Below are 23,273 nucleotides of genomic sequence, written 5' to 3'. Positions count from 1 at the left end.
CGCATCACGGCTTCTTCAGTTCGACGACGGTCAGCGCGCCGTTCACGTCCTCGGCGACGAAGTCGATCGTATCGCCCACCTTGACCTGCGACAGCATCGCCGGGTCCTTGACCTTGAACACCATCGTCATCGCATCCATCCCGAGGTTCTCCAGCGGACCGTGCTTGATCGTCAGCTTGCCGGCGGCCATGTCGATCTTGCGAATCTCGCCGTGCGACATGCGCTGCGCCGCCGCGGCGCCCTGCTTCGCGCCGCCGCTCATGTCCATGCCGGCCATGTCGCCGGTCGCGTACGACGCGGCCGAGAACGCCAGCGCGCACCCCGTCGCCATCAGAACCAGTCCTTTCTTCATCGTGTCGACTCCCGTGTGAGTGAATGGAAATCGACGGCCGCATCGGTGCGGCCGCCGCGTGCTGCTTCAGCCGTCCGGCAATTCGCCGGTGTATTCGTGCGCGACCGTGCCCTTCGGATGCCGGAACCAGCCCGGATCGCGATAGTCGTTGCGGCCGAGCCCCTGCCGCACCTTGAGCACCGTGAACATGCCGCCCATCTCCAGCGGCCCGAACGGGCCCGTGCCGGTCATCATCGGCAGCGTGTTGTCGGGCAACGGCATCTCCATGCCGCCCATCGCGCCGCCCGTGCTGCCCATCGCCATGTAGTCGGGCACGAGCTTGCCGATCCGCTTCGCGAGATCCTTCTGCGGCACGCCGATCAGGTTCGGCACCTGGTGGCCCATCGCATTCATCGTGTGATGCGACTTGTGGCAATGGAACGCCCAGTCGCCCGGACGATCGGCGGTGAACTCGATCGCGCGCATCTGGCCGACCGCGACATCGGCCGTCACTTCGGGCCAGCGCGCGGCCGGCGGAATCCAGCCGCCGTCGGTGCCCGCGACCTCGAAGCTGTAGCCGTGCAGGTGGATCGGGTGATTCGTCATCGTCAGGTTGCCGAAACGAATCCGGACGCGGTCGCCGGCGCGCACCGGCAGCGGATCGATGCCCGGAAACACGCGCGAGTTGAAGGTCCACATGTTGAAATCGGTCATCTCGTTCACGCGCGGCGTGTAGCTGCCCGGGTCGATGTCGTACGCGGCGAGCAGGAACACGAAATCGCGATCGACCGGCATCGTGCCGCGATCCTTCGGATGCACGATGAACATGCCCATCATCCCCATCGCCATCTGCACCATCTCGTCGGCGTGCGGGTGATACATGAACGTGCCGTGCGCTTCGAGCTGGAACTCGTAGACGAAGGTCTTGCCGGGCGGAATGTGCGGCTGCGTGAGGCCGCCGACGCCGTCCATCCCGTTCGGCAGCCGCAGCCCGTGCCAGTGGATCGTCGTGTGCTCGGGCAGCCGGTTCGTCACGAAGATGCGGACCTTGTCGCCTTCGACGGCCTCGATCGTCGGGCCCGGCGACTGGCCGTTGTAGCCCCACAGGTTCGCGTTCATGCCGGGCGCCATCTCGCGCACGACGGGCTCGGCCGTCAGGTGGAATTCCTTCCAGCCGTTCTTCATCCGCCACGGCAGCGACCAGCCGTTCAGCGTCGCGACCGGCGTGTACGGGCGGCCGTTCGGCGGCACGAGCGGCGGCTGCGTGCCGGTTTTCGCCATCGTGGGCGCTTCGGGCAGCGACGCGGCGCCGGCCTTGCTGACCATCGCCGCACCGAGCAGCGCGGCGCCCGAGCCGCTGAGAAATTGTCGACGGGACACCATGTCAATGACCTTCCGGATGCGGTTGCGTGGCGGGCGCCGGCGGCGCCGCGGGAGGGGAAGCCGGCTGCGGCGCAGCGTCGGCCTTCGAAGCGGATTCGGGTGCTGATTCGGCGGAGTTCGTCGCGCGCGGCGTAGCACCCGACGACGGCAACCGGCCGCCGACCGCCATCTGCAGATCGGTTTCCGCGAGCCAGTAGTCCTTCAGCGCGTCGATGTAGCCGTTGACCGCGCCGACCTGTTCTCGCGCATCGGTCAGCAGCTCGAACACGCTCGCGAGCATCCCGTTGTAGCGCAGCAGCAGTTCGTCGGAGATCGTCTTGCGCAGCGGCACGACTTCGTCGCGGTAGTGCGTGGCGACGTCGTAGCTGGTGACGTAAGCCGAGTACGATTCGCGCACTTCGGAGCGCGCATCGATGGCGGTTTTCGCGAGCCGGTTCGCGGACTGCATGTAGATCGCCTCGGCGCGCGCGACCTTCGCGCCGCCCCAGTCGAACAGCGGAATCTCGACGCTGATCTCGTAGCCGTGCTCGTGGCCCTTGCCGGTTTCGTAGTCGTTCACGTAGCCGAGTTCGACCGCGTTGACGAAGCGCGTGGCCTTGCTCAGGCCGAGCGACGACGCGACGCCCTGCGTCTGCAGCTTCGCCGCCTGGATGTCGAGGCGGTTGCTCATCGCGAAGCGTTCGAGATCGGGCAGATCCGGGCGCGCCTTCGGTAAATCCGGCAAGCGTTCGGGTAGCGCGTATCGCGTGCGTTCGCCCCACAGCCCCATCGCGCGCGTGAGCTTCTCGCGTGCGGCGACGGCCTGCTGGCGCGCCTTCGCGTACTGGGCGACCGCGTCGGCATGAAACGCCTGTTCGCGTGCGTAGTCGAGCCGGCTGAAGTTGCCGGCCTGCCGCATGCGCAGCGCGAGTTCGGCCGCCGCGCTCGCGGCGTCGCGCACCTGCTGCGCATAGTTCGCGGCCTGCTCGGCGGCGACCGCTTCCACGTAGGCGCGGCGCGCGTCGGCCGCGACCTTCAGCATCGCGTCGGCCGTTTCGAGCTTGGTCTGCTCGAAGCGGCGGCGTTCGATCTTCGTTGCCAGCGGCATCGTCAGCAGCGCGAACACGTTCGCCGAGAACGTGCGGCCGAGCGTCAGCTCGCCGTCGCCGGCACGCGTGCGGCTGAACGCGAAGCGCGGGTTCGGCAGCCGGCCGGCCTGCACGAGGTCGGCCTCCGACAGCCCGAGTTCCGCGTACGACGCCTGCAGCCCGCGGTTGTTCAGCAGCGCGACCTGCACCGCGTCGTCCATCGACAGCGGTTTCGCCAGCAATTCCTGCGTCCGCCGGTCGACCGCTTCGCGGTCGGCGTGGGTCCGCACCACTACCGCGTCCTTCCCGATGCGTTCCGATGCGACCGACGACACGGCGTCGAACCCGCCGTCCTTCGAAAACGTCGTGCAGCCCGCGAGGAGCGTCAGCACGACCGCGGCCGCGCCGATCCGAGGCGATATCGCGAGCGTCGTCATCGCGTGGCCCCTCCGTGCGTCGAATGGGCGGCGCCGTTGCCGGCCGCGCCGCCGCTCGTGCGCCCTTTCGCGGGTCGCTCCACCACGTCCCGGTTCAGTTGCTTCCAGCCCGGGCCTGCGTCGTCCTCATACCGCTGGTAGCCATCGAACGCGGACGTCACGGTGACGTCCGGCACCGACGCGGCGGCGTCCGCCGGGTCGGGAAACGCGGTTTGCGCGGGTGCAAGCGACGACACGAGGGCCGCCGCGCCCCATAGCGCCGCAATGATCAATCGCATGAACATGTCTCGTCGTAAGTCGTCCGGCGTAGCGTGACGCAATGGCCGGAGCAAATAGCGGATCGCGGCGGGTCGGCCGCGGACAGGAACTAGACGGGCATCCTGCGAGGCGGCCGGTCGATGCCGCCGGTCAGGAACGACACGTCCCCGGCCGAACGCGGCGGCGCGACGGTCGTGACGCCGACGCTCGCCGCGGCCGGCGCCTCGAGCGCGCCCGGCATTGCGGAGCCGAAGCAGCAGGACACGCACGCGGCACATGACGACGCATGCCGCGCGTGATCGTGATGGCCGTCCTGCGCGGTCGGCATCGTGTGCAGCGCTTGGTCCTCATGCGGCACGGCAGCGCCTGCGCACGGCGTCGACACAGCCGCGAACGACTGGATCGGCAGGCTCAGCGCCAGCAACACGACGACGAGGAAGGTGCGCCAGTACGACATGGATGCGAAATCAGGCAGGCAATGATCGTTAGGGCCGGCGCGTCGCACGACGGCGCGCTCCGGGGACAAGACGGCCGCAGCTTATCGCCGCCGCGGTGACGACGACATGGCCGAAACATGACCGGCCTTTCATGACAATTCCGTCATCCGCCGATCATCGTTCGCGCACGCGCGGCGCCGTACGCTCTGGCGTTACACTGACCGGCTGGAATCACGGACGGCCTGCCTCACCATGCGGATACTGATAGTCGAAGACGAACCCAAGATGGCGTCCTACCTCCGGAAGGGCTTGATGGAGGCGAGCTACACGGTCGATGTCGCGGAAAACGGCCAGGACGGGCTGTTCCTCGCGCTGCACGAGGATTTCGATCTCGTCGTGCTCGACGTGATGCTGCCGGAACTGGACGGCTTCGAGGTGCTCAAGCGGCTGCGCGCGCAGAAGCAGACGCCCGTGCTGCTGCTCACGGCCCGCGACGCGATCGAGGACAAGGTCGCCGGGCTCGAGCTCGGCGCCGACGATTACCTGCTCAAGCCGTTCGCGTATGCCGAGTTCCTCGCGCGCATCCGCTCGCTGCTGCGGCGTGCGCCGCGCAACGTGCGCGACATCCTGCACGTCGCCGATCTCGAAATCGATCTGCTCAAGCGCCGCGTGCGGCGCGCCGACACCCGCATCGACCTCACCGCGCAGGAATTCGCGCTGCTGCAGCTGCTCGCGGAACGCGAGGGCGAGGTGCTGACGCGCACCTTCATCACGTCGCAGATCTGGGACATGAATTTCGACAGCGACACGAACGTCGTCGACGCGGCGATCAAGCGCCTGCGCGCGAAGATCGACAACGCGTACGAGAAGAAGCTGATCCACACGATCCGCGGGATGGGCTACGTGCTCGAGGATCGTTCGTGACCGCACACGCCGCTTCGTATTCGCTGCTGCGGCGCCTGACGCTCGCGTTCGCCGCGGTCGCGGCGCTCGTGTTCGCGCTGACCGGCGCGTATCTGTACCGGTCGCTGTCCGCCGAGCTGACGCGGCGCGACGACATCGAGATCTCCGGCAAGCTCAACCAGTTCCTGCAGCTCGCGCGCGCCAGCGGATCGACGGCCGCGCTACGCGCCGATCCGGCCGTGTTCCACGACGTGCTGCTGTCGCATCCGGGCGTCTACCTCGGCATCTACGATGCGCAAAACCGTCCGCTCGTCGAGCATTCCGACGAAGCCGGCAACACGCTCGCGTCGGGGATCGCCGCATCGCATCGGGCAGGGAGCGCCGACGGCCCGTTCACCTGCGCGCCGCCTGGCATCGGCACGTCGCGCTGCGTGTATGCCCGCGAAACGCTGCCGTCCGGCGAAACGATCCAGGTCGCACTCGCACGCACGGCGACCGATCGGCAATCGCTGCTCGAAAGCTATCGCGTCGATATCTGGCTCGCGGCGGCCGTCGGCGCGCTGCTGGTCGGCGCGCTCGGCTACGCGGTCGCGTCGCGCGGCCTGCGCCCGGTCGAAAGCCTCGGCCGGCAGACGTCGCGCATCGAGGCGCACAACCTGAACGCACGCCTCGACGCGCGCGGCGGCCCGGTCGAATTGCGCGAGCTCGCCACGTCGGTGAACCGGATGCTCGACCGCCTCGAACGCGCGTTCGTGCGGCTGTCGCAGTTCTCGTCGGATCTCGCGCATGACATGCGCACGCCGCTTGCGAACGTGATCAGCTCGTCGCAGATCACGCTGTCGCGTGCCCGCACGGCCGACGAATACGAAGCGCTGATCGAATCGAACATCGAGGAATGCGAACGGCTGCAGCGGATGATCGAGAACATGCTGTTTCTCGCCCGCACCGACAATGCGCGGCAGCACCTGAAGGCCGCCGAACTCGACGCGGGCAGCGAATTGCGCCGGCTCGCGTCGTATTTCCAGGCGCTGGCCGACGAAGCCGGCGTGCGCATCGACGTGCATGGCGAAGCGCCGGTCGTCGCGGACGCGACGCTGTTCCGGCGCGCGGTGAGCAATCTCGCGTCGAATGCGCTCGAACACGCGGAAGCCGCATCGACGATCGAGCTGGCCGTGTCGACCCAATGCGGTTACGCGGTCGTCGAAGTCACGAATCGCGGCGTTGCGATTCCGCCCGAACAGGTCGAACGGATCTTCGAGCGCTTCTACCGGATCGATTCGTCGCGGCACGGCGCGGCGCGCAACGCGGGGCTCGGGCTCGCGATCGTGAAGTCGATCATGGAGCTGCATCGCGGCAAGGTGGAAGTCGCGAGCCGCGACGGGCGCACGACGTTCGCGCTCTACTTTCCGCGCGACACCGATAGTTAGACGACGCGCCGCCGCGCTCGGCGCTAGCGTTCCTGCGCGGCGGCGAACGACGTACGAACGCACACGAGCAGCACGATGGTCGCCGCGCTGAAGATAGCCCCCGCGTAGAACGTGGCCGCGGCGCCCGCCCGATCCCACAGCACGCCCGCGACGACGCTCGAGACGAGCGTCACGATGCCGCTGATCAGGTTGAACACGCCGAACGCCGTGCCTCTCAATTCGGCCGGCGCGGCCTGCGCGACCATCGTCGCGAGCAGCCCTTGGGTCATCCCCATATGGAGTCCCCACAGCGCGACGCCGACGAGTACGGCCGGCCAATGCGCGCCGTGCGCCAGCACGATGTCGGCGGCAATCAGCAGCACGAGCCCGATCACCATCAGTTTCGTGTGGCTCGTCGTATCGGCGAGCTTGCCGAACGGGTAAGCGGACAATGCATACACGACGTTCATCGCGACCATCACGAGCGGCACGAGCGCGACGGGCACGCCGCTGCCCATCGCGCGCAGCACCAGGAACGCTTCGCTGAAACGCGCCAGCGCGAACACGCCGCCGACGGCGACGACCCACCAGTAGCGGGCGCCGAGTTGCGCGACGACCGCGCGGCGGATCGGGTTCACGCGCTTCTCGCCCGGCGCACGCGCCGGCTCGTCGATGCCGAACGCGAGCAGCGCCACGGCCAGCACGCCGGGAATCACGGCCAGCCAGAACGCGAGGCGGAAATCGTCGCGCCACACCAGCATGATGACGACGGCCAGCAGCGGCCCAAGGAACGCGCCCACCGTGTCGAGCGACTGGCGCAGCCCGTACGCGGCGCCGCGCAGGTGAACGGGCGTGACGTCGGCGACGAGCGCGTCGCGCGGCGCGCCGCGAATCCCCTTGCCGATGCGGTCGACGATCCGCGCGGTCACCACGACGCCGATCGTCGGCGCGATCGCGAACAGCGGCTTGCTGAGCGCGCCGAGCGCGTAGCCGGCGACCGCGAGCCATTTGCGATTGCGCAGGTAGTCGCTCAGCGTGCCGGAGAACACCTTGACGACCGGCGACGTCGCCTCGGCGATCCCTTCGATCACGCCGATCGTCGTCGCGCTCGCGCCAAGGCCCGCCATCAGGAACATCGGCAACAGGCTGTGGATGATTTCGGACGACACGTCCATCAGCAGGCTGACGCAGCCGAGCACCCACACGCTGCGCGGAATCTGCCGAAGAATGCCGGTCGGTGCGTCGGTCTGCATGGATCGCTCCCGGTTCAGGCATCGTGATGCCGAATGCCTGTGATGCTACCGCATGCTCGCAACCCTGATCGCAGACCGAGGCGCGCGTGCGCGCTTGCTATTGCGCCGCGTCGCGCCGCAGCTTCGCCTGCCGCTGCGTACGATCGTTCAGTATCTGGTGTCGGCGATGATCGGTCAGCTTCTTCCAGTCGCGCGCCTCGTCGCGCGTGCGCAGGCAGCCGACACAAAAGCCCGTGCGGCCGTCGAACGCGCACAGCCCGATACACGGCGATGTCACGGCCACGATCAGGCTGCCTTCCCACGCGTCATCACTTCGACGGTCACGTGCGACACGCCGTCGAAGCGCGCGAGCAGCGCATGGTAGAAACGCGCGTCGCGCGCGGCGTCGCCCGATTCGACCGACACGATCGCACTCATGTGCCCGGGGCCCACGCGCCATACATGGAGGTCGTTGACGTTGTCGCCGAGCGCCTCGATCGCGCGGCGCACGTTGTCCGTCAGCCTGCGGTCGACGTTGACGTCGAGCAGGATCCCGCCCGTATCGCGCATCAGCCCATACGCCCAGTTGGCGATCACCAGCGCGCCGACGATGCCCGCGAGCGGGTCCATCCAGACCCATCCGAACGCGCGCGCGAGCAGCAGGCCGACGATCGCCAGCACCGACACGGCCGCATCGGCGATCACGTGAACGTAGGCCGACCGGATGTTGTGGTCGCGATGCGCGGCCGAGTGCGAACCGTGAGCATGATGCGCGTGGTGCGCGTCGTCGTGGTCATGATCACGGTCATCGTGGTGGCCGTGCCCATGCGCGTGATGATGATCGCCGCTCAGCAGCCACACGCTCGCGAGATTCACCGCAAGCCCCAGCACCGCAATCGGAATCGCTTCACCGAACTGGATCGGCACCGGCGCCAGCAGGCGCGCGATCGCCTCATAGCCGATCAGCAACGCGATCATCGCGAGCACGATCGCGCTCGTGAAGCCGGCCAGGTCGCCGAGCTTCCCGGTGCCGAACACGAAGCGCGGATCGTCGGCGTGCCGGCGCGCATAGGTATAGGCCAGCGCCGCGATCAGCATCGCGCCCGCGTGCGTCGACATGTGCAGCCCGTCGGCGACCAGCGCCAGCGAGCCGAACAGCGTGCCGCCGACGATCTCGGCGATCATCATCGCCGTGCACAGGCCGATGACCATCCACGTCTTCCGCTCGTTGCGCGCATGTGCGGCGCCCAGGAACGCGTGGCTGTGCGCGCCGCCCGCCGCCGCGCCGTTGAATTCGTTCATGTTTCGATCCGGTGACTTACTTGAAATAGCTGTGCACGACCTCGATCAACTGCTCGGTCGCGCTGCCTTCGTGTGCGTCGGGCGTATCCGCATCGACGAGATGCGACCGGATGTGGTCTTCCAGCACGACGGCCAGCAAGCCGTTCATCGCGCCGCGGCAGCTCGTGATCCGTTGCAGCACGTCGTTGCAGCCGCGCTCTTCCTCCAGCGCGCGCTCGATCGCTTCGACCTGCCCCTTGATACGGCGCACGCGGTTCAGCAGCTTCTGTTTCTCGCGAACGGTATGACTCATCGATGGCTCCTGTATAGGGTAGGGGAGTATATCTCCGGACGCTTTCCCCTATAGGATGGAGGGGTATATTTTTCGAGACGGAGGCTTGTCGAACGAAAACCGCTCGGCTAGACTGGTTTTCGTCTTTGGGGAGTAGCCTGCTTTCCGTCACCGGAAAGCGAGCGCGTCAACACACTCGGCCCGCGGCCGTGGCGCGTTCGGCCTGATCGGCTTGGCGAGACCATCGGCACATCGCGTCGTTCCTGGTCGGACGCCGGCGGATGTGTCATGGTTCGTCAGCGTCCGACCACGGAGTCCCCATGTTCCTTCCCGCTCGTCTCCCTCACGCCACCGCTGCCCGCGGAGGTGCCGCATGACCTTCATGTTCGTCGAACTGGCGTTCATGCTGATCGTCATCCTCATCGCCGCCGAAGTCTTCACCAATGCGCTCGAACATCTCGGCGAACGCCTGAAGATTTCCGAAGGCGTGACCGGCTCGCTGTTCGCGGCCGTCGGCACCGCGTTGCCCGAAACGATGGTGCCGCTGCTCGCGCTGGCCGGCGGCACGTCGAACCAGGCCGTGAACGAGGAGATCGGCGTCGGCGCGATTCTCGGCGCGCCGCTGATGCTCGCGACGCTCACCACGCTCCTGATGGCGCTCGCCGTGATCCGCTCGCGCGGGCTGCGCGGCACGATCGCGCCCGAACGCACGGGCTTCGTGCGCGACATGAACACCTTCCTCGCCGCATTCTCGCTGGCGACCGTCGCGATGTTCGTCCCGCATCACAACTGGGCCGTGCGCGCGCTGCTCGCCGCGATGCTGGTCGGCCTCTACGTGGTGTACGTCGTGCTGACGTTCCGCGCGTCGACCGGGCTCGTCGACGCCGGTCACGGCACCGAGGCGCCGCACGCAATGTTCCTGTCGCGCGTCGGCCTGCCGACCAACCTGTCGACGATCTTGCTGCAACTGCTGATCGGCGTCGCGCTGCTGGTCGGCGGCGCGAAGGGCTTCATTCACGGTGTGGAAGGCGTGTCGCACGCGCTCGGCGTGTCGGCGTTGCTGCTGTCGCTGATCATCGTGCCGATCGCGACGGAACTGCCGGAGAAGGTCAACAGCGTGCTGTGGATTCGCCGCGGGAAGGACACGCTCGCGTTCGGCAACATCACCGGCGCGATGGTGTTCCAGGGCACGCTGCTGCCGGCGATCGGCATCATGCTGACGCCGTGGGAGCCGCGCCCCGAAGTGCTGACCGGCGTGATCGTCACGCTCGCGGCGGCGGCCTGGCTGCGCGTCAATGCACGCACGCGCGGGCTCGCGATCTGGGCGTTGCTCGCGAACGGCGCGGGTTATGCGGGGTATCTGGTGCTGACGCTGACGCGCTAAGCGCCGGTCGGGCGCGCCGGCCGACGAACCCGTCGGCGCGGCGCGTTTCATGGCACCCGACGCGGGCGACGGCAACGCCCGCATCCGGACGATCAGGAACCCTTGACGAGTTTGACGATCGTCAACGTACCGTCGACCTTCTCGATCCGCACCCTGACCTTGTCGCCCGCATGCGCTTGCGCGAGCATCGCCGCGTCCTTCGCCTTGAACGCCATCGTCATCGGCGGCATCCCGACGTTCTCCAGCGCGCCGTGCTTCAGCGTGATCTTGCCGCTCGCGGCATCGACCTTCTTCACTTCGGCGTCCGTCAGCGCGGCATTCGATTCCGCCGCACCGTCCGACGACATCTTCATGCCGGACATGTCCATGCCCGACATCTCGCCGGCGGCGAACGCCGGTACCGCGAACGCACTCAGCGCGACGACAGCGGTGGCCGTGGCGATCAATTGATTCATCTTCATCGTGATTCTCCGGTTGGGATAGATGGCACGTTCGTGCCGGAAGGAACTGCATCGGAATGCCGCGCGCGGCCCGCGCTTCGCGCACGACGGCGCTGAAGCAGAAGCCACGCGGCGGGAATGACGAACATCGACAAGAGCGGCGCCGTGACCATGCCGCCGACCATCGGCGCGGCGATGCGCTGCATGACTTCGGAGCCGGCGCCGTGGCCGATCATGATCGGCACGAGCCCGGCGAGCACGACGGCGACCGTCATCGCTTTCGGCCGCACGCGCAACACCGCGCCTTCGCGAATCGCGTCGAGCAGCAACGCATCGGTCAGCGGTTCGCCGGCATCGAGCCGGCGCTGCAGCGCGCCCTTCAGGTACAGCAGCATCACGACGCCGAATTCGGCGGCCACGCCGGCCAGTGCGATGAAGCCGACCGACGTCGCGACCGACACCGCATGGCCGAGCGCCCACACGAGCCAGAACCCGCCGACCAGCGCGAACGGGACCGTCGACATCAGCAGCAGCGCGTCGGCCGCCGAATCGAACGTGACGAACAACAACACGAAGATCACGACGAGCGTGACGGGCACGACGGTGCGCAGCGTCGCCGCCGCGCGTTCGAGGTACTCGAACTGGCCCGACCACGCGATCGAATAGCCGGGCGGCAACGCGACCTGTTGCGCGACGGTCTTCTGCATCGCACGGACGGCCGTGCTGAGATCGGTACCGCGGAGATCGACGTACACGTAGCCGGACAGCCGCGCGTTTTCGCTGCGGATCATCGGCGGCCCGTCGGCGATCGCGACGTGCGCGACGTCGCCGAGGCGGATCTGCGCGCCGCGCGCGGTGACGATCGGCAGTTGCCGCAGGTTCTCGAGCGAATCGCGGATCTCGCGCGGATAGCGGATGTTGATCGGGAAGCGCTCGCGCCCGGCGATCACTTCGCCGACGTCCTCGCCGCCGATCGCCGACGACACGACCGACTGGATATCGGCCACCGACAGCCCGTAACGCGCGGCGGCGAGCCGGTCGATGTCGACGTCGATGTAGCGGCCGCCGTTCAGCCGTTCCGCGAGCGCGGACGTCACGCCCGGCACGCGCTTCACGGCTGCCTCGACCTGTGTCGCGATCGCGTCGATCCCCGCCAGGTCCGGCCCGGAAATCTTCACGCCGACCGGCGTCTTGATCCCGGTGGACAGCATGTCGAGCCGGTTGCGGATCGGCGGCACCCATACGTTCGACAAGCCCGGCACCTTCACCGTCCGGTCGAGTTCGTCGACGAGCTTTTCCGGCGTCATGCCCGGCCGCCACGCGCTGCGCGGCTTGAAGCGGATCGTCGTCTCGAACATCTCGAGCGGCGCCGGGTCGGTCGCCGTATCGGCGCGGCCCGACTTGCCGAACACCGTGTCGACCTCGGGCACGGTCTTGATCAGCCGGTCGGTCTGCTGCAGCAGCTCGCTCGCCTTGTCCGCCGAGATGCCCGGCAGCGCGGTCGGCATGTACAGCAAATCGCCTTCGTCGAGCGGCGGCATGAATTCGCCGCCGAGCCGCGACAACGGCACGGCGGTCAGCACGAGCGCGACGACCGCGACGCCGATCGCGGCCCACGGGCGCCGCAGCATCGCTTCGAGCAGCGGCCGGTACAGACCGATCAGCACGCGGTTGAGCGGGTTCGCGTGCTCGTGCGGAATGCGACCGCGCACCAGATAGCCCATCAGCACCGGCACCAGTGTCACCGACAGCCCGGCGGCGGCCGCGATCGTATAGGTCTTCGTGAACGCGAGCGGCGCGAACAGCTTGCCCTCCTGCCCTTCCAGCGAAAACACCGGAACGAACGACAGCGTGATGATCAGCAGCGAGAAGAACAGTGCCGGCCCGACCTCCGCGGCCGACGCCGCGACGATTTCCCAACGGCGCGCAGTGGTGATCGGCTCGCCGGGATGCGCGCGGTCGTATGCTTCCAGATGCTTGTGCGCGTTCTCGATCATCACGATCGCCGCGTCGATCATCGCGCCGATCGCGATCGCGATCCCGCCGAGCGACATCAGGTTCGCATTCACGCCCTGGTAGCGCATCACGATGAACGCGGCCAGCACGCCGAGCGGCAGCGACAGGATCGCGACCAGCGCGCTGCGCAGATGAAACAGGAACACCGCGCAGACGATGCCGACGATGACGAATTCCTCGATCAGCTTGTCCGTCAGGTTGTCGACCGCGCGCGCGATCAGTTGCGAACGGTCGTAGGTCGTGACGATCTCGACGCCCGGCGGCAGCGAACGCTTCAGGTCGGCGAGCTTCGCCTTCACCGCGTCGATCGTCGTCAGCGCGTTCTTGCCCGAGCGCATCACGACGACGCCGCCCGTCACCTCGCCGTGCCCGTTCAGCTCCGCGATGCCGCGCCGCGTCGCCGGGCCGACCTGGATGCGCGCGACGTCGCCGAGCAGGACCGGCGTGCCGGTGTCGTCGGTGCGCAGCACGACGTGACGGAAATCGTCGAGCGTGCGCAGGTAGCCGGACGAGCGCACCATGTACTCCGACTCGGCCAGCTCGACGACCGAGCCGCCGGAGGCCTGGTTGGCCTTGCCCAGCGCCTCCGCAACCGCCGCCTGCGTGATGCCGTACGCGCGCAGCTTGTCCGGATCGAGCACGACCTGGTACTGGCGCACCATGCCGCCGATGCTCGCCACTTCCGATACGTCCGGCACGGCCTTCAGCTCGAACTTCAGGAACCAGTCGTTGAGCGCGCGCAGTTGGCCGGGATCGTGACGGCCGGTGCGATCGACGAGCGCGTATTCGTATACCCAGCCGACGCCGGTCGCATCCGGCCCGAGCGACACGGTCGCGCCCGCCGGCAGGCGGCTCTGCACCTGGCTCAGGTATTCGAGCACGCGCGAACGCGCCCAGTACGGATCGGTGCGGTCGTCGAACAGCACGTAGACGAACGCGTCGCCGAACGACGAGTACGCGCGCACGGTTTTCGCGCCCGGCACGCCGAGCAGCGTCGTCGTCAGCGGATAGGTCACCTGATCCTCGACGACCTGCGGCGCCTTGCCCGGATACGACGCCTTCACGATCACCTGCGTGTCCGACAGGTCGGGTAATGCGTCGAGCGGCGTCTGTCGCAGCGAATGCACGCCCCATGCCGCGAGCAGCACGGTGGCCAGCAGCACCAGAAACCGGTGATGGACGGACCAGTGAATGATGCGCGCGATCATCGCTCGCCTCCCTGCGGCTCGACCTTCGTCAGTCGGTAACCGTCATCGGTCTGCGTGAACGCGAAACGCACGGTCTGGCCCGGCTTCACGTCCGGAAACGCGTGCGCCGACGGCTTGCCGAACGCCATCGTCATCGCGCCCCAGCCAAGCGCCGGCACCGGTTGATGCGAGAACGTGATGTCGTCGGCCGTGACGTTCTCCACCTTGCCGGTGGTTTCGTAAGCCGGCGCGGTTGCCGTCGCGGATGAGGCGGCCGCGCTTGTGCCTGCCGCCCGCTCCAGCCGCGGCAGCACGCTTTTCAGGCTGGCTTCCGAATCGATCAGGAACTGCCCCGACGCGACGACCGTGTCGCCTTCGTTCAGCCCGCCGAGCACTTCCGTGTCGCCGCCGACGTCGTTGCCGACCGTCACCGCGACCGGCTGAAGCCGGCCGTCGCCAAGTTTCGCGATGACGATCGTGCGCCGGCCGGTCTCGATCACCGCCTCGGACGGCACGAGCAGGCGCGACGCCTTCTCCTGCGCGGCGACCTTCACGCGCATCAGCATGCCGGGCGTGAGCTTCAGCGACGCGTTGTCGATCTCCACGCGCGCCTGCAACGTACGGCTGCCCGTGCTGATGCCGGGCAGCACTTCGCGGATGCGGCCGCTGAAATGCCGGGCCGGATCGACGGCGAACGTCGCGTCGACCGACATCCCCGGCTGCACGTTCAAGGCGAGCGCTTCCGGCACCTCGACGATCAGCCACAGCGTCGACAGCCCGGCGATCTTCGCGAGTGTCTGGCCGGGCGCGACCATCGCGCCGTCGCGCACGTTCAGCTCGCTGACGACGCCGCTCTCCGGCGCGCTCAGCACGACGTGCGTCTGCGCGCGGCCGGTGCGATCGAGGGCCGCGATCATCGCGTCCGGGATCGACAGCGCCCGCATCCGTGCGCGCGCCGCATCGAGCAGGCTGCCGTCCATCCCGCCGCGCTTCAGCGCGAGATACTCCTCCTGCGGCGCGAGCCAGTCGGGCACGAACAGCGATGCGACCGGCGCGCCCTTCGCAATGCGCTGCATCGGCGCACGCGCATACAGACGATCGATGTAGCCCGTCACGCGCGACTGCACGACCGCCGCGCGCGCTTCGTCGAACTGCGTGGTGCCCACCGCGTCGAAGCCGGCCGCCGTCTGCTGCCGGCGCACGGTCGCATAGCGAATGCCGAGGTTCTGCTGCAGGCCCGGATCGATCCGGATGCCCGCCGCGGCACCGCCTTCGTCCGCATAGACGGGCTGCAACTGCATGTCCATGAACGGCGATTTGCCCGGTTTGTCGAAGTGCTGGTTCGGCACCATCGGGTCATGCCAGTACAGCACCTTGCGCGAGGCCTGCTGAGCCGGCACGCCCGACGGCGCGGCGGCGGGCATGGCGGCCGTCGCCGCGACGCGCGTCGCATGGCGAACGCCCGCGAAATAGCCGGCGCCGGCGAGCGCCGCACCGGCGAACGCGATCAGCGCCGCACGCATCAGTGATTGCCTTGTCATGAGCGTCTCCTTCACTGCGCGGCGGCCGTCGCCGACGGCACGACCTGATATTCGAGTTGCGCCCAGGTCTGCGAGACCTCGCGCCTGAGATCGAGCACCTGCAACTGCGCGTCGAGTTGCGCACGCCGCGCGGCGAACGTGTCGGCGAGCGACCCCGTGCCGGCGCGGTATGCCGCCGCCGCGAGCTGCACGCGCTGATCGGCGGCCGGTAGCAACGCGTCGCCGAGATGCGCGATGCGCGCGCGACCGCTCGCGAGCGTCGCGGACTGCGTGCGGATATCGGCCTGCACCTGGCGCAGCGTGTCCTCGTACGTCAGGCGCGCCTTCGTCGCGAGCTCGGCTTTCTCGGCCACGTCGCGGTTCTGGCGATTCTTGCGATTGAGCGGCAGCGGGATCGTCACGCCGATGGACACCATGTTCGAATACGCGCCGCCGCGCTGCTGGTACGCGACTTCCCACGTCCAGTTCGGGCTGCGCTCGCTGTTCGCGACGGCCGTATCGGCCTCGGCGACGGCGATATCGTCCGCGGCCGTGATGAGCGCCGGCTGCGACAGCCGCAATTCATCGGGCGGCAACGACGACACGAACGACACCGGTGCGGGCGGCGTGCCCGCGACATCGTCGACGGGCACGGCGGTCCAGCGCGACAACGCAATGAGCGCGGTCTGGTAGACCTGCTGCGCCTTCAGCAGTTGATCCTGCGTCTGCGCGAGCATGGCCCGCGCCTGGACGACGTCGCCCGCGCTCGCCTTCGCGCCGCGATACGACGCCTGCGTCGCGTCGAGTTCATGGTTCATGTGACCGAGCAGCGCCTGCTGAAGCGCGAGCGCCTGCTTCGCATAGACGGCATCGAGCCACGCCGTCGCGGTCTGCCGGCGTACGGCCGCCAGTTGCACGAGATAGCCGGCGCGCTCGCGGCCGACCTGTTCGCCGGCGAGCGCGGTACGCAGCCGCCGCTTGTCGCCGGACACCCATTCCTGCTCGATGCCGATGCGGCGCATCGTCATGAAATCCTGGCCGACGGTGAAGCGCTGCCCGCCGTTGATTGGCAGGTTGTCGATGCCGGCCTTGAGCATCGGGTCCGGCAACTGGCCGGCCTTGACGGCCGCTTCGGAACGCGCGAGCACGGAAGCCTGCGCGGCCTGCATCGACGCGGAACGATCGGTGGCGGACTGCAGCGCGGCGTCCAGCGTCAGCGGCGACTGCTGCGCGTGAACGGCGCCCGCCATCAGCAGCGCGGCCCACGGTACGGGCGCGCGCCGACATGCACGCGGCATGCGCGGCGTGCGGAAAGCGAATGACATGGTGTAACCCCAAATCGGAACCCAAAGGGATTCCCCGTCCTGCGCGCAGGACGAACCTCACCGCGTGCGCGGTGAACCGGTCAAATCGGGATCAGCTGAAGCGTGGCGGGCGCCACAACCCGTTCGGGTCGCGAGCCGGGACGGACTGCGTGTAGTGGAAGACGATCGTGCTGGAGAATGCGGCGGGACGGCTGACGTCGGCGCGGGCTGCCGGGTAGTAGAGACTGCCGAACTGGCATTGGGCCGTCACCTTGCACGCCGTGCCCTTGGCTTTGGCCTTCGCGTGATCGGCGGATGACGGCTGCATCGAATCGCAGCCGCGCATGTCGGCGGACATGGCCATCTTCATGCCGGTGTCCGCCTCCATCGACATCGTGTGCTGCATCGGACATTCGCCGGTCAGGCCGCTGGCTGCCAGCCCAGTGATGGGCAGCACCGCGCACAGCAGCAGCAGGATGAAGGTCCGAAGCAGTTTCATGGCGGCGATTATAGCGCGGGCTGTTGCGGCATGGCGCTGCGTCGCGACGGCGAAACGACGCGCGTTCCGCGCCGCGGCCGCCACGGCCGTCGCGCGTCATCGCAGCAGGTTGTCCGCCGCCAGCACGGCCTGCACCGCCGGCCGCGCGCGCACCCGCTCGTACCACGCACGCAGATGCGCATGCCGGCTCAGGTCGATTTCCGCGTTGTACACCGAGCGCATCCAGTCGGCCTTGCCCCAGCCGGTCAGCGCGAACAGGTACGCATCGGCGACGGTGAACGTGTCGCCGGTGACGAACGTCCTGCCGTCGAGCTGGCGGTCGATCCACGCGAAGCGGCCGTCGAGCTTCTGCCGCACGGGCTCGACGTACTTCCCCGCCTGCACCGCATACAACAGCGGGATGAAGCCCTTGTGGATCTCGGTGCCGAGAAAGTTCAGCCATTCCATCAGCCGGTAGCGCGCGAGTGTGCCGTAAGCGGGCGCAAGCGCGGCTTCCGGGCGCTGGTCCGCGAGATACTGGGCGATCACCGGCCCTTCGCGCAGCATCGTGCCGTCGTCGAGTTCGAGCAGCGGCACGTAGCCGAGTTCGGTCACGTCGTAGTAATCGCGGCCGCCATCGACGACATGCTTGCGCGCGTCGACCTTGACGATCTCCGCGTCGAATCCGCCTTCGCGCAGTACGATGCAGATCGCCTGCGAACAGCTGCCGGGAGCGTGATAGAGCTTCATGCGTGTCCTTCGTGGGTTGTCCAGGTATCGATTCGCCGCGACGCGGGCGCTAATATCTCGCATCGGCGCGGTGCTGAGAAGACGGCAGTCGTTTGTGCCGTAGTCACAAAAAATTTACCGACCAGGAACCAGCTCGATGAAAACGAGTGCGACAGGATGTTCCGTTGAAGAAGCGATGCGCCTGCTCGGCGGCCGCTGGCGGCTGCTGCTGGTGTCGTATCTGCTCGACGGGCCGCGCCGCTTCAGCGACCTGCGGCGCGACATGCCGGGCATCTCGCAGCGCATGCTGACGCTCGACCTGCGCGCGCTGGAAGACGCGGGGCTCGTGCGGCGCACCGTCTATCCGGAAGTGCCGGTGCGCGTCGAGTACGATCTCACCGCCGACGGCGACCGGCTGCGGCCGGTGGTCGACGTGATGCGCGAATTCGGGCTGTGGCTGAAGGCGCGCGATGTGCTGGCCGACGCGATACCCGACACCGCAGCTGCACCCGAAACGACGATGCACGCTCACAAATAACCCTTCAGCAGGAACCACGTTCATGGAACTTCACGCTACCGTCGGCGCGGCCACGTCCGACCTCGACGACGACGAAAGCTTCGCCAACATCTACTGTCACGATGCGGAACAGGACTATTGCTTCGCGCTGTCGCGCTTTCCGGACGACACGCTGATCGAAGTGATGGTGCGCGACCAGCTCAACGTACGCGTCAAGGATCTGTCGGTGCGGCTGACCGACGATACGATCGACGTCGAGATCGAGCCCGGCGTCGCCGCGCGTCTCGACGACCAGACGCGTTACGTGATCCATCTCGCGCCCGGTCTATACGATCCGGTCACGCTGCGCGCCGCGCTGAAGGAGATCTTCGTCGGCAAGAACGGCTATCGTGACGACAGCACGCACGGCTGACCGGCCGTCCGCTCGTTCTCCTTCGCCACGACGCTACCCCCGGCCCGCCTGCACTCATTCCCACATACTGAACGCCCAACTTCCCATTAATAGGGATGCCTGTCCAGATGTTGACGCACGCCGCGCCACGGCTCTAACGTTCGCCCCAACGCCATTCGATCCGGCTGCCTCGTTCGCGAGCGCCGGCCGGCGCATAGAACACAGGAGACGACCGTGGCCCAATCCACGTCACGCACCCATGCCCACCCGCCGGAGCGGCCATCCGCGCATGTCGGCGCCTCGTCCGAATCCCTATCCGCCGCCCGCGCGACTGCAGCCGCGGCCACAGCCCCGGCCACGCCGCCGAGCCGCAAACGGCTGCTGATCCTCGCGCTGCTGTTCGTCACGGTCGTGATCAACTATCTCGACCGCAGCAATCTGTCGATCGCGGCGCCCGAGCTGTTCAAGGAACTGCACATCGATCCGGTCCGCGCGGGCCTCGTGTTCTCCGCGTTCGGCTGGACCTATGCGCTGATGCAGATTCCGGGCGGCTGGCTCGTCGACAAGGTGTCGCCGCGCGTGCTGTATGCGGGGGCGCTCGCGCTGTGGTCGGCCACGACGCTGCTGCTCGGTTTCGCCGGTTCGTTCGTCGGGCTGATCGTGCTGCGTCTCGCGGTCGGCGCGCTGGAAGCGCCGGCCTACCCGATCAACAACCGCGTGGTGACGACGTGGTTTCCGACCCGCGAACGCGCGAGCGCGATCGGCGGCTATACGTCGGGCCAGTTCGTCGGCCTCGCGTTCCTCACGCCGGTGCTCGCGTGGCTGCAGGCGCATCTCGGCTGGCAGATGGTGTTCGTCGCGACCGGCCTCGCCGGCATCGCATGGGCCGCGATCTGGTATGCGGTGTATCGCGAGCCGCGTGCATTGCGCGGCGTCAATGCGGCCGAAATCGCGCTGATCCGCGACGGCGGCGGCCTCGTCGATCTCGAGGACCGCATCGCGGCGCGCACCGAACGCGCACCGTCGACGTGGCGCGACCTCGGCGTCGTGCTCGGCCGGCGCAAGCTGTGGGGCATCTACCTCGGCCAGTTCGCGCTGAACTCGACGCTGTGGTTCTTCCTCACGTGGTTCCCGACCTACCTGGTCAAGTATCGCGGGATGGACTTCATCAAGTCGGGCTTCCTCGCGTCGCTGCCGTTCCTCGCCGCGTTCGTCGGCGTACTCAGCTCGGGCGTGCTGTCGGACTGGCTGATGCGGCGCGGCGCCTCGCAAGGCTTCGCGCGCAAGCTGCCGATCATCTCGGGGCTGCTGATCTCGACCTGCATCGTCGGCGCGAACTACGTGAGCTCCACCGGCTGGGTGATCGCGTTCATGACGATCGCGCTCTTCGGCAACGGCTTCGCGTCGATCACGTGGTCGCTCGTGTCGGGGCTCGCGCCCGCGCGGCTCATCGGCCTCACTGGCGGCGTGTTCAACCTGATCGGCAACCTGTCCGCGATCGCGACGCCGATCGTGATCGGGCTGCTGGTCGACGGCGCGGACTTCTCGCGCGCGATCACGTACATCGCCGCGATGGCGCTCGCGGGCAGTCTGTCGTACGGGCTGCTCGTCGGCAAGGTGGAGCGTATCGACGCGTAGTCGCACGCGGAAACGGCGAAGGCCAGTGACTCGTTTACACTTCCCCGGTATGCCCGCTTCGGGGTGACACGCGACGTTCTACGGAGCGAACGGATGGCCCTTCCCATGGCCGCCCAACACCTTCTTTTTTCGTATCAATGGAACGCGCGTCACGGGCGGAACAGGCCCTTCGGAACCGCATGCTGCTCAACGTGAACTCCATCCATCGCGACGACGATCGCCTCAACGTGTCGTTCAAGGCATTGGGCGAGCTGATCGAGACGGTCGGCACGCCGCATTTCGTGCCGCGCCTCACGCAACTGCTGAACGACATCGTGCCGCTCGACGTCGCGCACGTCGAACGCTCGCGCGTCGACGGCACGATGCCCACCGGCTACCGTTGCGAATGGATCGGCAGCGGCGGCATCGGCGCCGCGTCCACCGAAATCTCCGACGTGATGACGCTCTACTACGAGCGCTTTCTCGACAGCGACCCGCTGTTCGCGGGGCTGCGCGGCAAGACCGGCACGATGCTCGTCGTGCGCGACATCGCGGCGATCCCGCCCGGCGAATTCCGCCAGCGGCTGTTCGACGACGTGCATATCGGGCATGAATGCGTGCTCGCACGCGGCACCCGCTATTCGCAGCATTCGATCGCGCTGGAGCGCGGCCGCGACCGGCCGCCGTTCACGCTCGCCGAGATGAACCGCTTTCGCAGCATCAGCGACATGCTGTTTCCGCTGCTCGAACTGCATGCGTCGACCACCGCCGCGCGGCGCATCGCGCACGCGACGCCCGACGTCCATCCGCTCGCGCAATTCGATGCGCGGCTCGCGGCCGACGGCGTGAAGCTGTCGAAACGCGAATACGAAACCTGCAAGCATCTGCTCTCCGGCAAGACCGTGCCGGAAACCGCCGACATTCTCGGCGTGCGCGTCGCGTCGGCCGAGTCGTACGTGAAGCGCGCATTCGCGAAGCTCGGCGTACGCACGAAGCGCGAACTCGCCGCGTGGGGTTCGGCCACCGCCGTGCTCCCCGCCGCCGGATCGCACGACGGTGGCGCACCGCCGGCCATCCCGCGCTGACCCGAGCCGCTGCGTCGGCGTCCCGGCGCAATGAACGAAGCAACGACAAGGACGCGATGCGGCGCGTATTCATCGCACCGACGATTGCATCACGGATACCATCACGCCATCCCGGCGAAGACAGGACACCGACCTATGGATCAAGCCGAACACATCAGCATCGAACCGGCGATCGCGCTTGCCGCCGACGAACTGGACGAATGCGATTTCTCGTTCGACATCGCGTGGGAACTGAACGCGCCGTTTCAGGACTTGCTCGATCTTCGCGCGCTGCCGCCGCGGCGCAAGGACTACGGCTTCGATCCGGCCGGCTGGGCGAGCGAAGCGTCGGGCCGAACGGCGCTCTTTCGCGCGACGGCCGGCGAACGGCTCGCCGGGTTCGTCGCGATCGAGGAAAGCTGGAACGGCATGGCCGAGATCGCGGAACTGGCCGTCGACCGCCACTGCCGGCGCCAGGGCATCGGGCAGCTCCTGCTCGCGGCCGCGCAAGCGTGGGCGCGCAGCTACGGGTTCGGCTTCATGCGGCTCGAAACGCAGGCGAACAACGTCGCCGCGTGCTCGACGTATGCGCGCGCGGGCTTCGCGCTCGGCGGCCACGACCGCTTCCTGTACGCCGGTGGCGAGCATGCCGGGGAAGTCGCACTGTTCTGGTACAAGGACCTGCGCGACGGGCAGATCGCGCGAAGCCGCACGGTCGACCCGGCATCGGTGCAGCCGGTGCGCTGACGCACCGCGATCCGTCGCGTCAATGCTGGGGCATTGCCGCGTTACTTGCGCGTCGCCACGATGAACAGGCGCGGAAACGGCAGCAGCACCGTGCCGTCGTCCTGTACCGGATAACCGTTCGGCCCGGCCAGCGCATCGCGATAGCGTGCGACGAACGCGCGCTGTTCCGACGCGTCGAGCGCCGCGAGAAACGGCCGCAGCGCGCTGCCCTTGAACCATTCGACGACCGCCTCCGCGCCGCCGCGCAGCGGGTGGTAATAGATCGTGCGCCACACGTCCACGCGCGAACACAGCGGCGCGAGTAGCGCATGGTAATAGCGCGCATCGAACCGCTCGGTGCGCGCCGCGCCTTTCAGCTTGTCGGCCCACGGCCCGGCCGCGGCGACTTCGCGCAGCAGCCGGTGCGCCGGTTCGTCGAGATTGTCGGGCATCTGCACCGCGAGATGGCCGCCCGGCGCGAGCCGGCCGACGAGCATCGGGAACAGCGTGTCGTGCGCAGGTACCCATTGCAGCACCGCATTCGACAGGATCAGGTCATAGCCGCCCGGATCGTCCCATGCGGCGACATCGGCAAGGTCGAAACGCAGCGCCGGCAGGCGCTTGCGCGCGGCCGCGATCATGTCCGCCGACGCGTCGATCCCATGGATCGTCGCGTCCGGTGCGCGCGCGATCAGCGCTTCCGTCGAATTGCCGGGCCCGCAACCGATATCGATCGCGGTGTGGATCGGCGTGTTCGGCACGGCAGCCAGCAGGTCGCGCACCGGCCGCGTGCGTTCGTCCTCGAACTGCACGTACTGGTTCGCATATTGATCGAGCGGGGTCGTCACGATGAGTCTCCTTGTCGACAGGGGA

General features: G+C 67.9%; 24 protein-coding genes and 1 riboswitch. Of the genes, 8 read left to right on the top strand and 16 right to left on the bottom strand.

Features of this window, described 5'->3' with window-relative positions:
* Nucleotides 1–4 precede the first annotated feature (4 nt).
* The 5 genes from J8I35_RS03765 to J8I35_RS03745 form a co-directional block, all read right to left on the bottom strand.
* Nucleotides 5–352 (bottom strand): copper-binding protein, encoded by a 348-nt coding sequence (locus tag J8I35_RS03765; RefSeq protein WP_209924537.1) that lies wholly within the window; start codon nt 350–352, stop codon nt 5–7.
* 66 nt (nt 353–418) lie between these two features.
* Complete coding sequence (locus J8I35_RS03760; protein WP_089488975.1) at nt 419–1,714, bottom strand: copper oxidase; 1,296 nt, start codon at nt 1,712–1,714, stop codon at nt 419–421.
* Nucleotide 1,715: 1 nt separating this feature from the next.
* Nucleotides 1,716–3,218 carry a TolC family protein gene (locus J8I35_RS03755; RefSeq protein ID WP_209924536.1) on the bottom strand — a complete coding sequence of 501 codons (1,503 nt, stop codon included), beginning with the start codon at nt 3,216–3,218 and terminating at the stop codon, nt 1,716–1,718.
* The gene (locus tag J8I35_RS03750) at nt 3,215–3,496 is read right to left on the bottom strand and encodes a hypothetical protein (RefSeq protein WP_185641185.1); all 282 of its coding nucleotides are present in this window, start codon (nt 3,494–3,496) and stop codon (nt 3,215–3,217) included. The genes J8I35_RS03755 and J8I35_RS03750 overlap by 4 nt, the downstream gene beginning before the upstream one ends.
* Before the next feature lie 89 nt (nt 3,497–3,585).
* Nucleotides 3,586–3,933 carry a hypothetical protein gene (locus J8I35_RS03745; protein WP_185722700.1) on the bottom strand — a complete coding sequence of 116 codons (348 nt, stop codon included), beginning with the start codon at nt 3,931–3,933 and terminating at the stop codon, nt 3,586–3,588.
* A gap of 232 nt (nt 3,934–4,165) precedes the next feature.
* Here J8I35_RS03745 and J8I35_RS03740 point away from each other — a divergent pair, with 232 nt between their 5' ends.
* Together J8I35_RS03740 and J8I35_RS03735 are read left to right on the top strand one after the other, a co-directional pair.
* Nucleotides 4,166–4,837, top strand: coding sequence for a heavy metal response regulator transcription factor (locus J8I35_RS03740; protein ID WP_050017679.1), 672 nt, complete (start codon nt 4,166–4,168; stop codon nt 4,835–4,837).
* Nucleotides 4,834–6,243: a heavy metal sensor histidine kinase gene (locus J8I35_RS03735; protein ID WP_209924535.1), complete on the top strand. Its 1,410-nt coding sequence runs from the start codon at nt 4,834–4,836 to the stop codon at nt 6,241–6,243. Before J8I35_RS03740 ends, J8I35_RS03735 begins: the two co-directional genes overlap by 4 nt.
* 23 nt (nt 6,244–6,266) lie before the next feature.
* Here J8I35_RS03735 and J8I35_RS03730 read toward each other — a convergent pair whose 3' ends face one another.
* The 4 genes from J8I35_RS03730 to J8I35_RS03715 form a co-directional block, all read right to left on the bottom strand.
* Nucleotides 6,267–7,475 (bottom strand): MFS transporter, encoded by a 1,209-nt coding sequence (locus J8I35_RS03730; protein WP_089488972.1) that lies wholly within the window; start codon nt 7,473–7,475, stop codon nt 6,267–6,269.
* Nucleotides 7,476–7,572: 97 nt separating this feature from the next.
* A complete protein-coding gene (locus tag J8I35_RS03725; RefSeq protein WP_209924534.1) occupies nt 7,573–7,758 on the bottom strand; it encodes a DUF1289 domain-containing protein in 186 nt (61 codons plus the stop codon).
* 2 nt (nt 7,759–7,760) lie between these two features.
* Nucleotides 7,761–8,756: a CDF family Co(II)/Ni(II) efflux transporter DmeF gene (dmeF, locus tag J8I35_RS03720; RefSeq protein WP_209924533.1), complete on the bottom strand. Its 996-nt coding sequence runs from the start codon at nt 8,754–8,756 to the stop codon at nt 7,761–7,763.
* A gap of 16 nt (nt 8,757–8,772) precedes the next feature.
* A complete protein-coding gene (locus J8I35_RS03715; protein ID WP_124554331.1) occupies nt 8,773–9,048 on the bottom strand; it encodes a metal/formaldehyde-sensitive transcriptional repressor in 276 nt (91 codons plus the stop codon).
* 115 nt (nt 9,049–9,163) lie between these two features.
* A riboswitch (yybP-ykoY riboswitch) is annotated at nt 9,164–9,331 on the top strand.
* Between the two features lie 69 nt (nt 9,332–9,400).
* Between J8I35_RS03715 and J8I35_RS03710 the strand changes: the two genes are divergently transcribed.
* Entirely contained in the window at nt 9,401–10,411 is a 1,011-nt protein-coding gene (locus J8I35_RS03710; protein ID WP_050017672.1) for a sodium:calcium antiporter, read from the top strand.
* Nucleotides 10,412–10,503: 92 nt separating this feature from the next.
* On the opposite strand, the gene J8I35_RS03705 is transcribed toward J8I35_RS03710, so the two are convergent.
* From J8I35_RS03705 to gstA, 6 genes are all read right to left on the bottom strand, one after another.
* The gene (locus J8I35_RS03705) at nt 10,504–10,872 is read right to left on the bottom strand and encodes a copper-binding protein (RefSeq protein WP_124631804.1); all 369 of its coding nucleotides are present in this window, start codon (nt 10,870–10,872) and stop codon (nt 10,504–10,506) included.
* Nucleotides 10,869–14,075 carry an efflux RND transporter permease subunit gene (locus tag J8I35_RS03700; RefSeq protein WP_209924532.1) on the bottom strand — a complete coding sequence of 1,069 codons (3,207 nt, stop codon included), beginning with the start codon at nt 14,073–14,075 and terminating at the stop codon, nt 10,869–10,871. Before J8I35_RS03700 ends, J8I35_RS03705 begins: the two co-directional genes overlap by 4 nt.
* Entirely contained in the window at nt 14,072–15,595 is a 1,524-nt protein-coding gene (locus J8I35_RS03695) for an efflux RND transporter periplasmic adaptor subunit (protein WP_209924531.1), read from the bottom strand. The genes J8I35_RS03700 and J8I35_RS03695 overlap by 4 nt, the downstream gene beginning before the upstream one ends.
* An 11-nt stretch (nt 15,596–15,606) precedes the next feature.
* A complete protein-coding gene (locus J8I35_RS03690) occupies nt 15,607–16,899 on the bottom strand; it encodes a TolC family protein (protein ID WP_209924530.1) in 1,293 nt (430 codons plus the stop codon).
* Between the two features lie 91 nt (nt 16,900–16,990).
* Nucleotides 16,991–17,377, bottom strand: a complete 387-nt coding sequence (locus tag J8I35_RS03685) for a hypothetical protein (RefSeq protein WP_209924529.1) — start codon at nt 17,375–17,377, stop codon at nt 16,991–16,993.
* Between the two features lie 96 nt (nt 17,378–17,473).
* Entirely contained in the window at nt 17,474–18,106 is a 633-nt protein-coding gene (gstA, locus tag J8I35_RS03680) for a glutathione transferase GstA (protein WP_050017665.1), read from the bottom strand.
* A gap of 136 nt (nt 18,107–18,242) precedes the next feature.
* Here gstA and J8I35_RS03675 point away from each other — a divergent pair, with 136 nt between their 5' ends.
* The 5 genes from J8I35_RS03675 to J8I35_RS03655 all read left to right on the top strand — a co-directional run bounded on the left by J8I35_RS03675 (nt 18,243) and on the right by J8I35_RS03655 (nt 22,421).
* Nucleotides 18,243–18,623, top strand: a complete 381-nt coding sequence (locus tag J8I35_RS03675; protein ID WP_050017663.1) for a helix-turn-helix domain-containing protein — start codon at nt 18,243–18,245, stop codon at nt 18,621–18,623.
* A gap of 22 nt (nt 18,624–18,645) precedes the next feature.
* Complete coding sequence (locus J8I35_RS03670) at nt 18,646–19,014, top strand: hypothetical protein (protein WP_209924528.1); 369 nt, start codon at nt 18,646–18,648, stop codon at nt 19,012–19,014.
* Between the two features lie 213 nt (nt 19,015–19,227).
* Nucleotides 19,228–20,631, top strand: coding sequence for an MFS transporter (locus tag J8I35_RS03665; protein ID WP_209924527.1), 1,404 nt, complete (start codon nt 19,228–19,230; stop codon nt 20,629–20,631).
* 179 nt (nt 20,632–20,810) lie between these two features.
* Nucleotides 20,811–21,695 (top strand): helix-turn-helix transcriptional regulator, encoded by an 885-nt coding sequence (locus J8I35_RS03660; RefSeq protein ID WP_209924526.1) that lies wholly within the window; start codon nt 20,811–20,813, stop codon nt 21,693–21,695.
* 135 nt (nt 21,696–21,830) lie between these two features.
* Nucleotides 21,831–22,421 (top strand): GNAT family N-acetyltransferase, encoded by a 591-nt coding sequence (locus J8I35_RS03655; RefSeq protein WP_124639396.1) that lies wholly within the window; start codon nt 21,831–21,833, stop codon nt 22,419–22,421.
* A gap of 41 nt (nt 22,422–22,462) precedes the next feature.
* Here J8I35_RS03655 and tam read toward each other — a convergent pair whose 3' ends face one another.
* Complete coding sequence (gene tam, locus J8I35_RS03650) at nt 22,463–23,248, bottom strand: trans-aconitate 2-methyltransferase (protein WP_209924525.1); 786 nt, start codon at nt 23,246–23,248, stop codon at nt 22,463–22,465.
* Between the last annotated feature and the right edge of the window lie 25 nt (nt 23,249–23,273).

The organism is Burkholderia sp. CpTa8-5 (genome assembly GCF_017815045.1).
Classification (GTDB): Bacteria; Pseudomonadota; Gammaproteobacteria; order Burkholderiales; family Burkholderiaceae; genus Burkholderia; species Burkholderia sola.
This window is presented reverse-complemented; position numbering and strand designations above follow the sequence as displayed.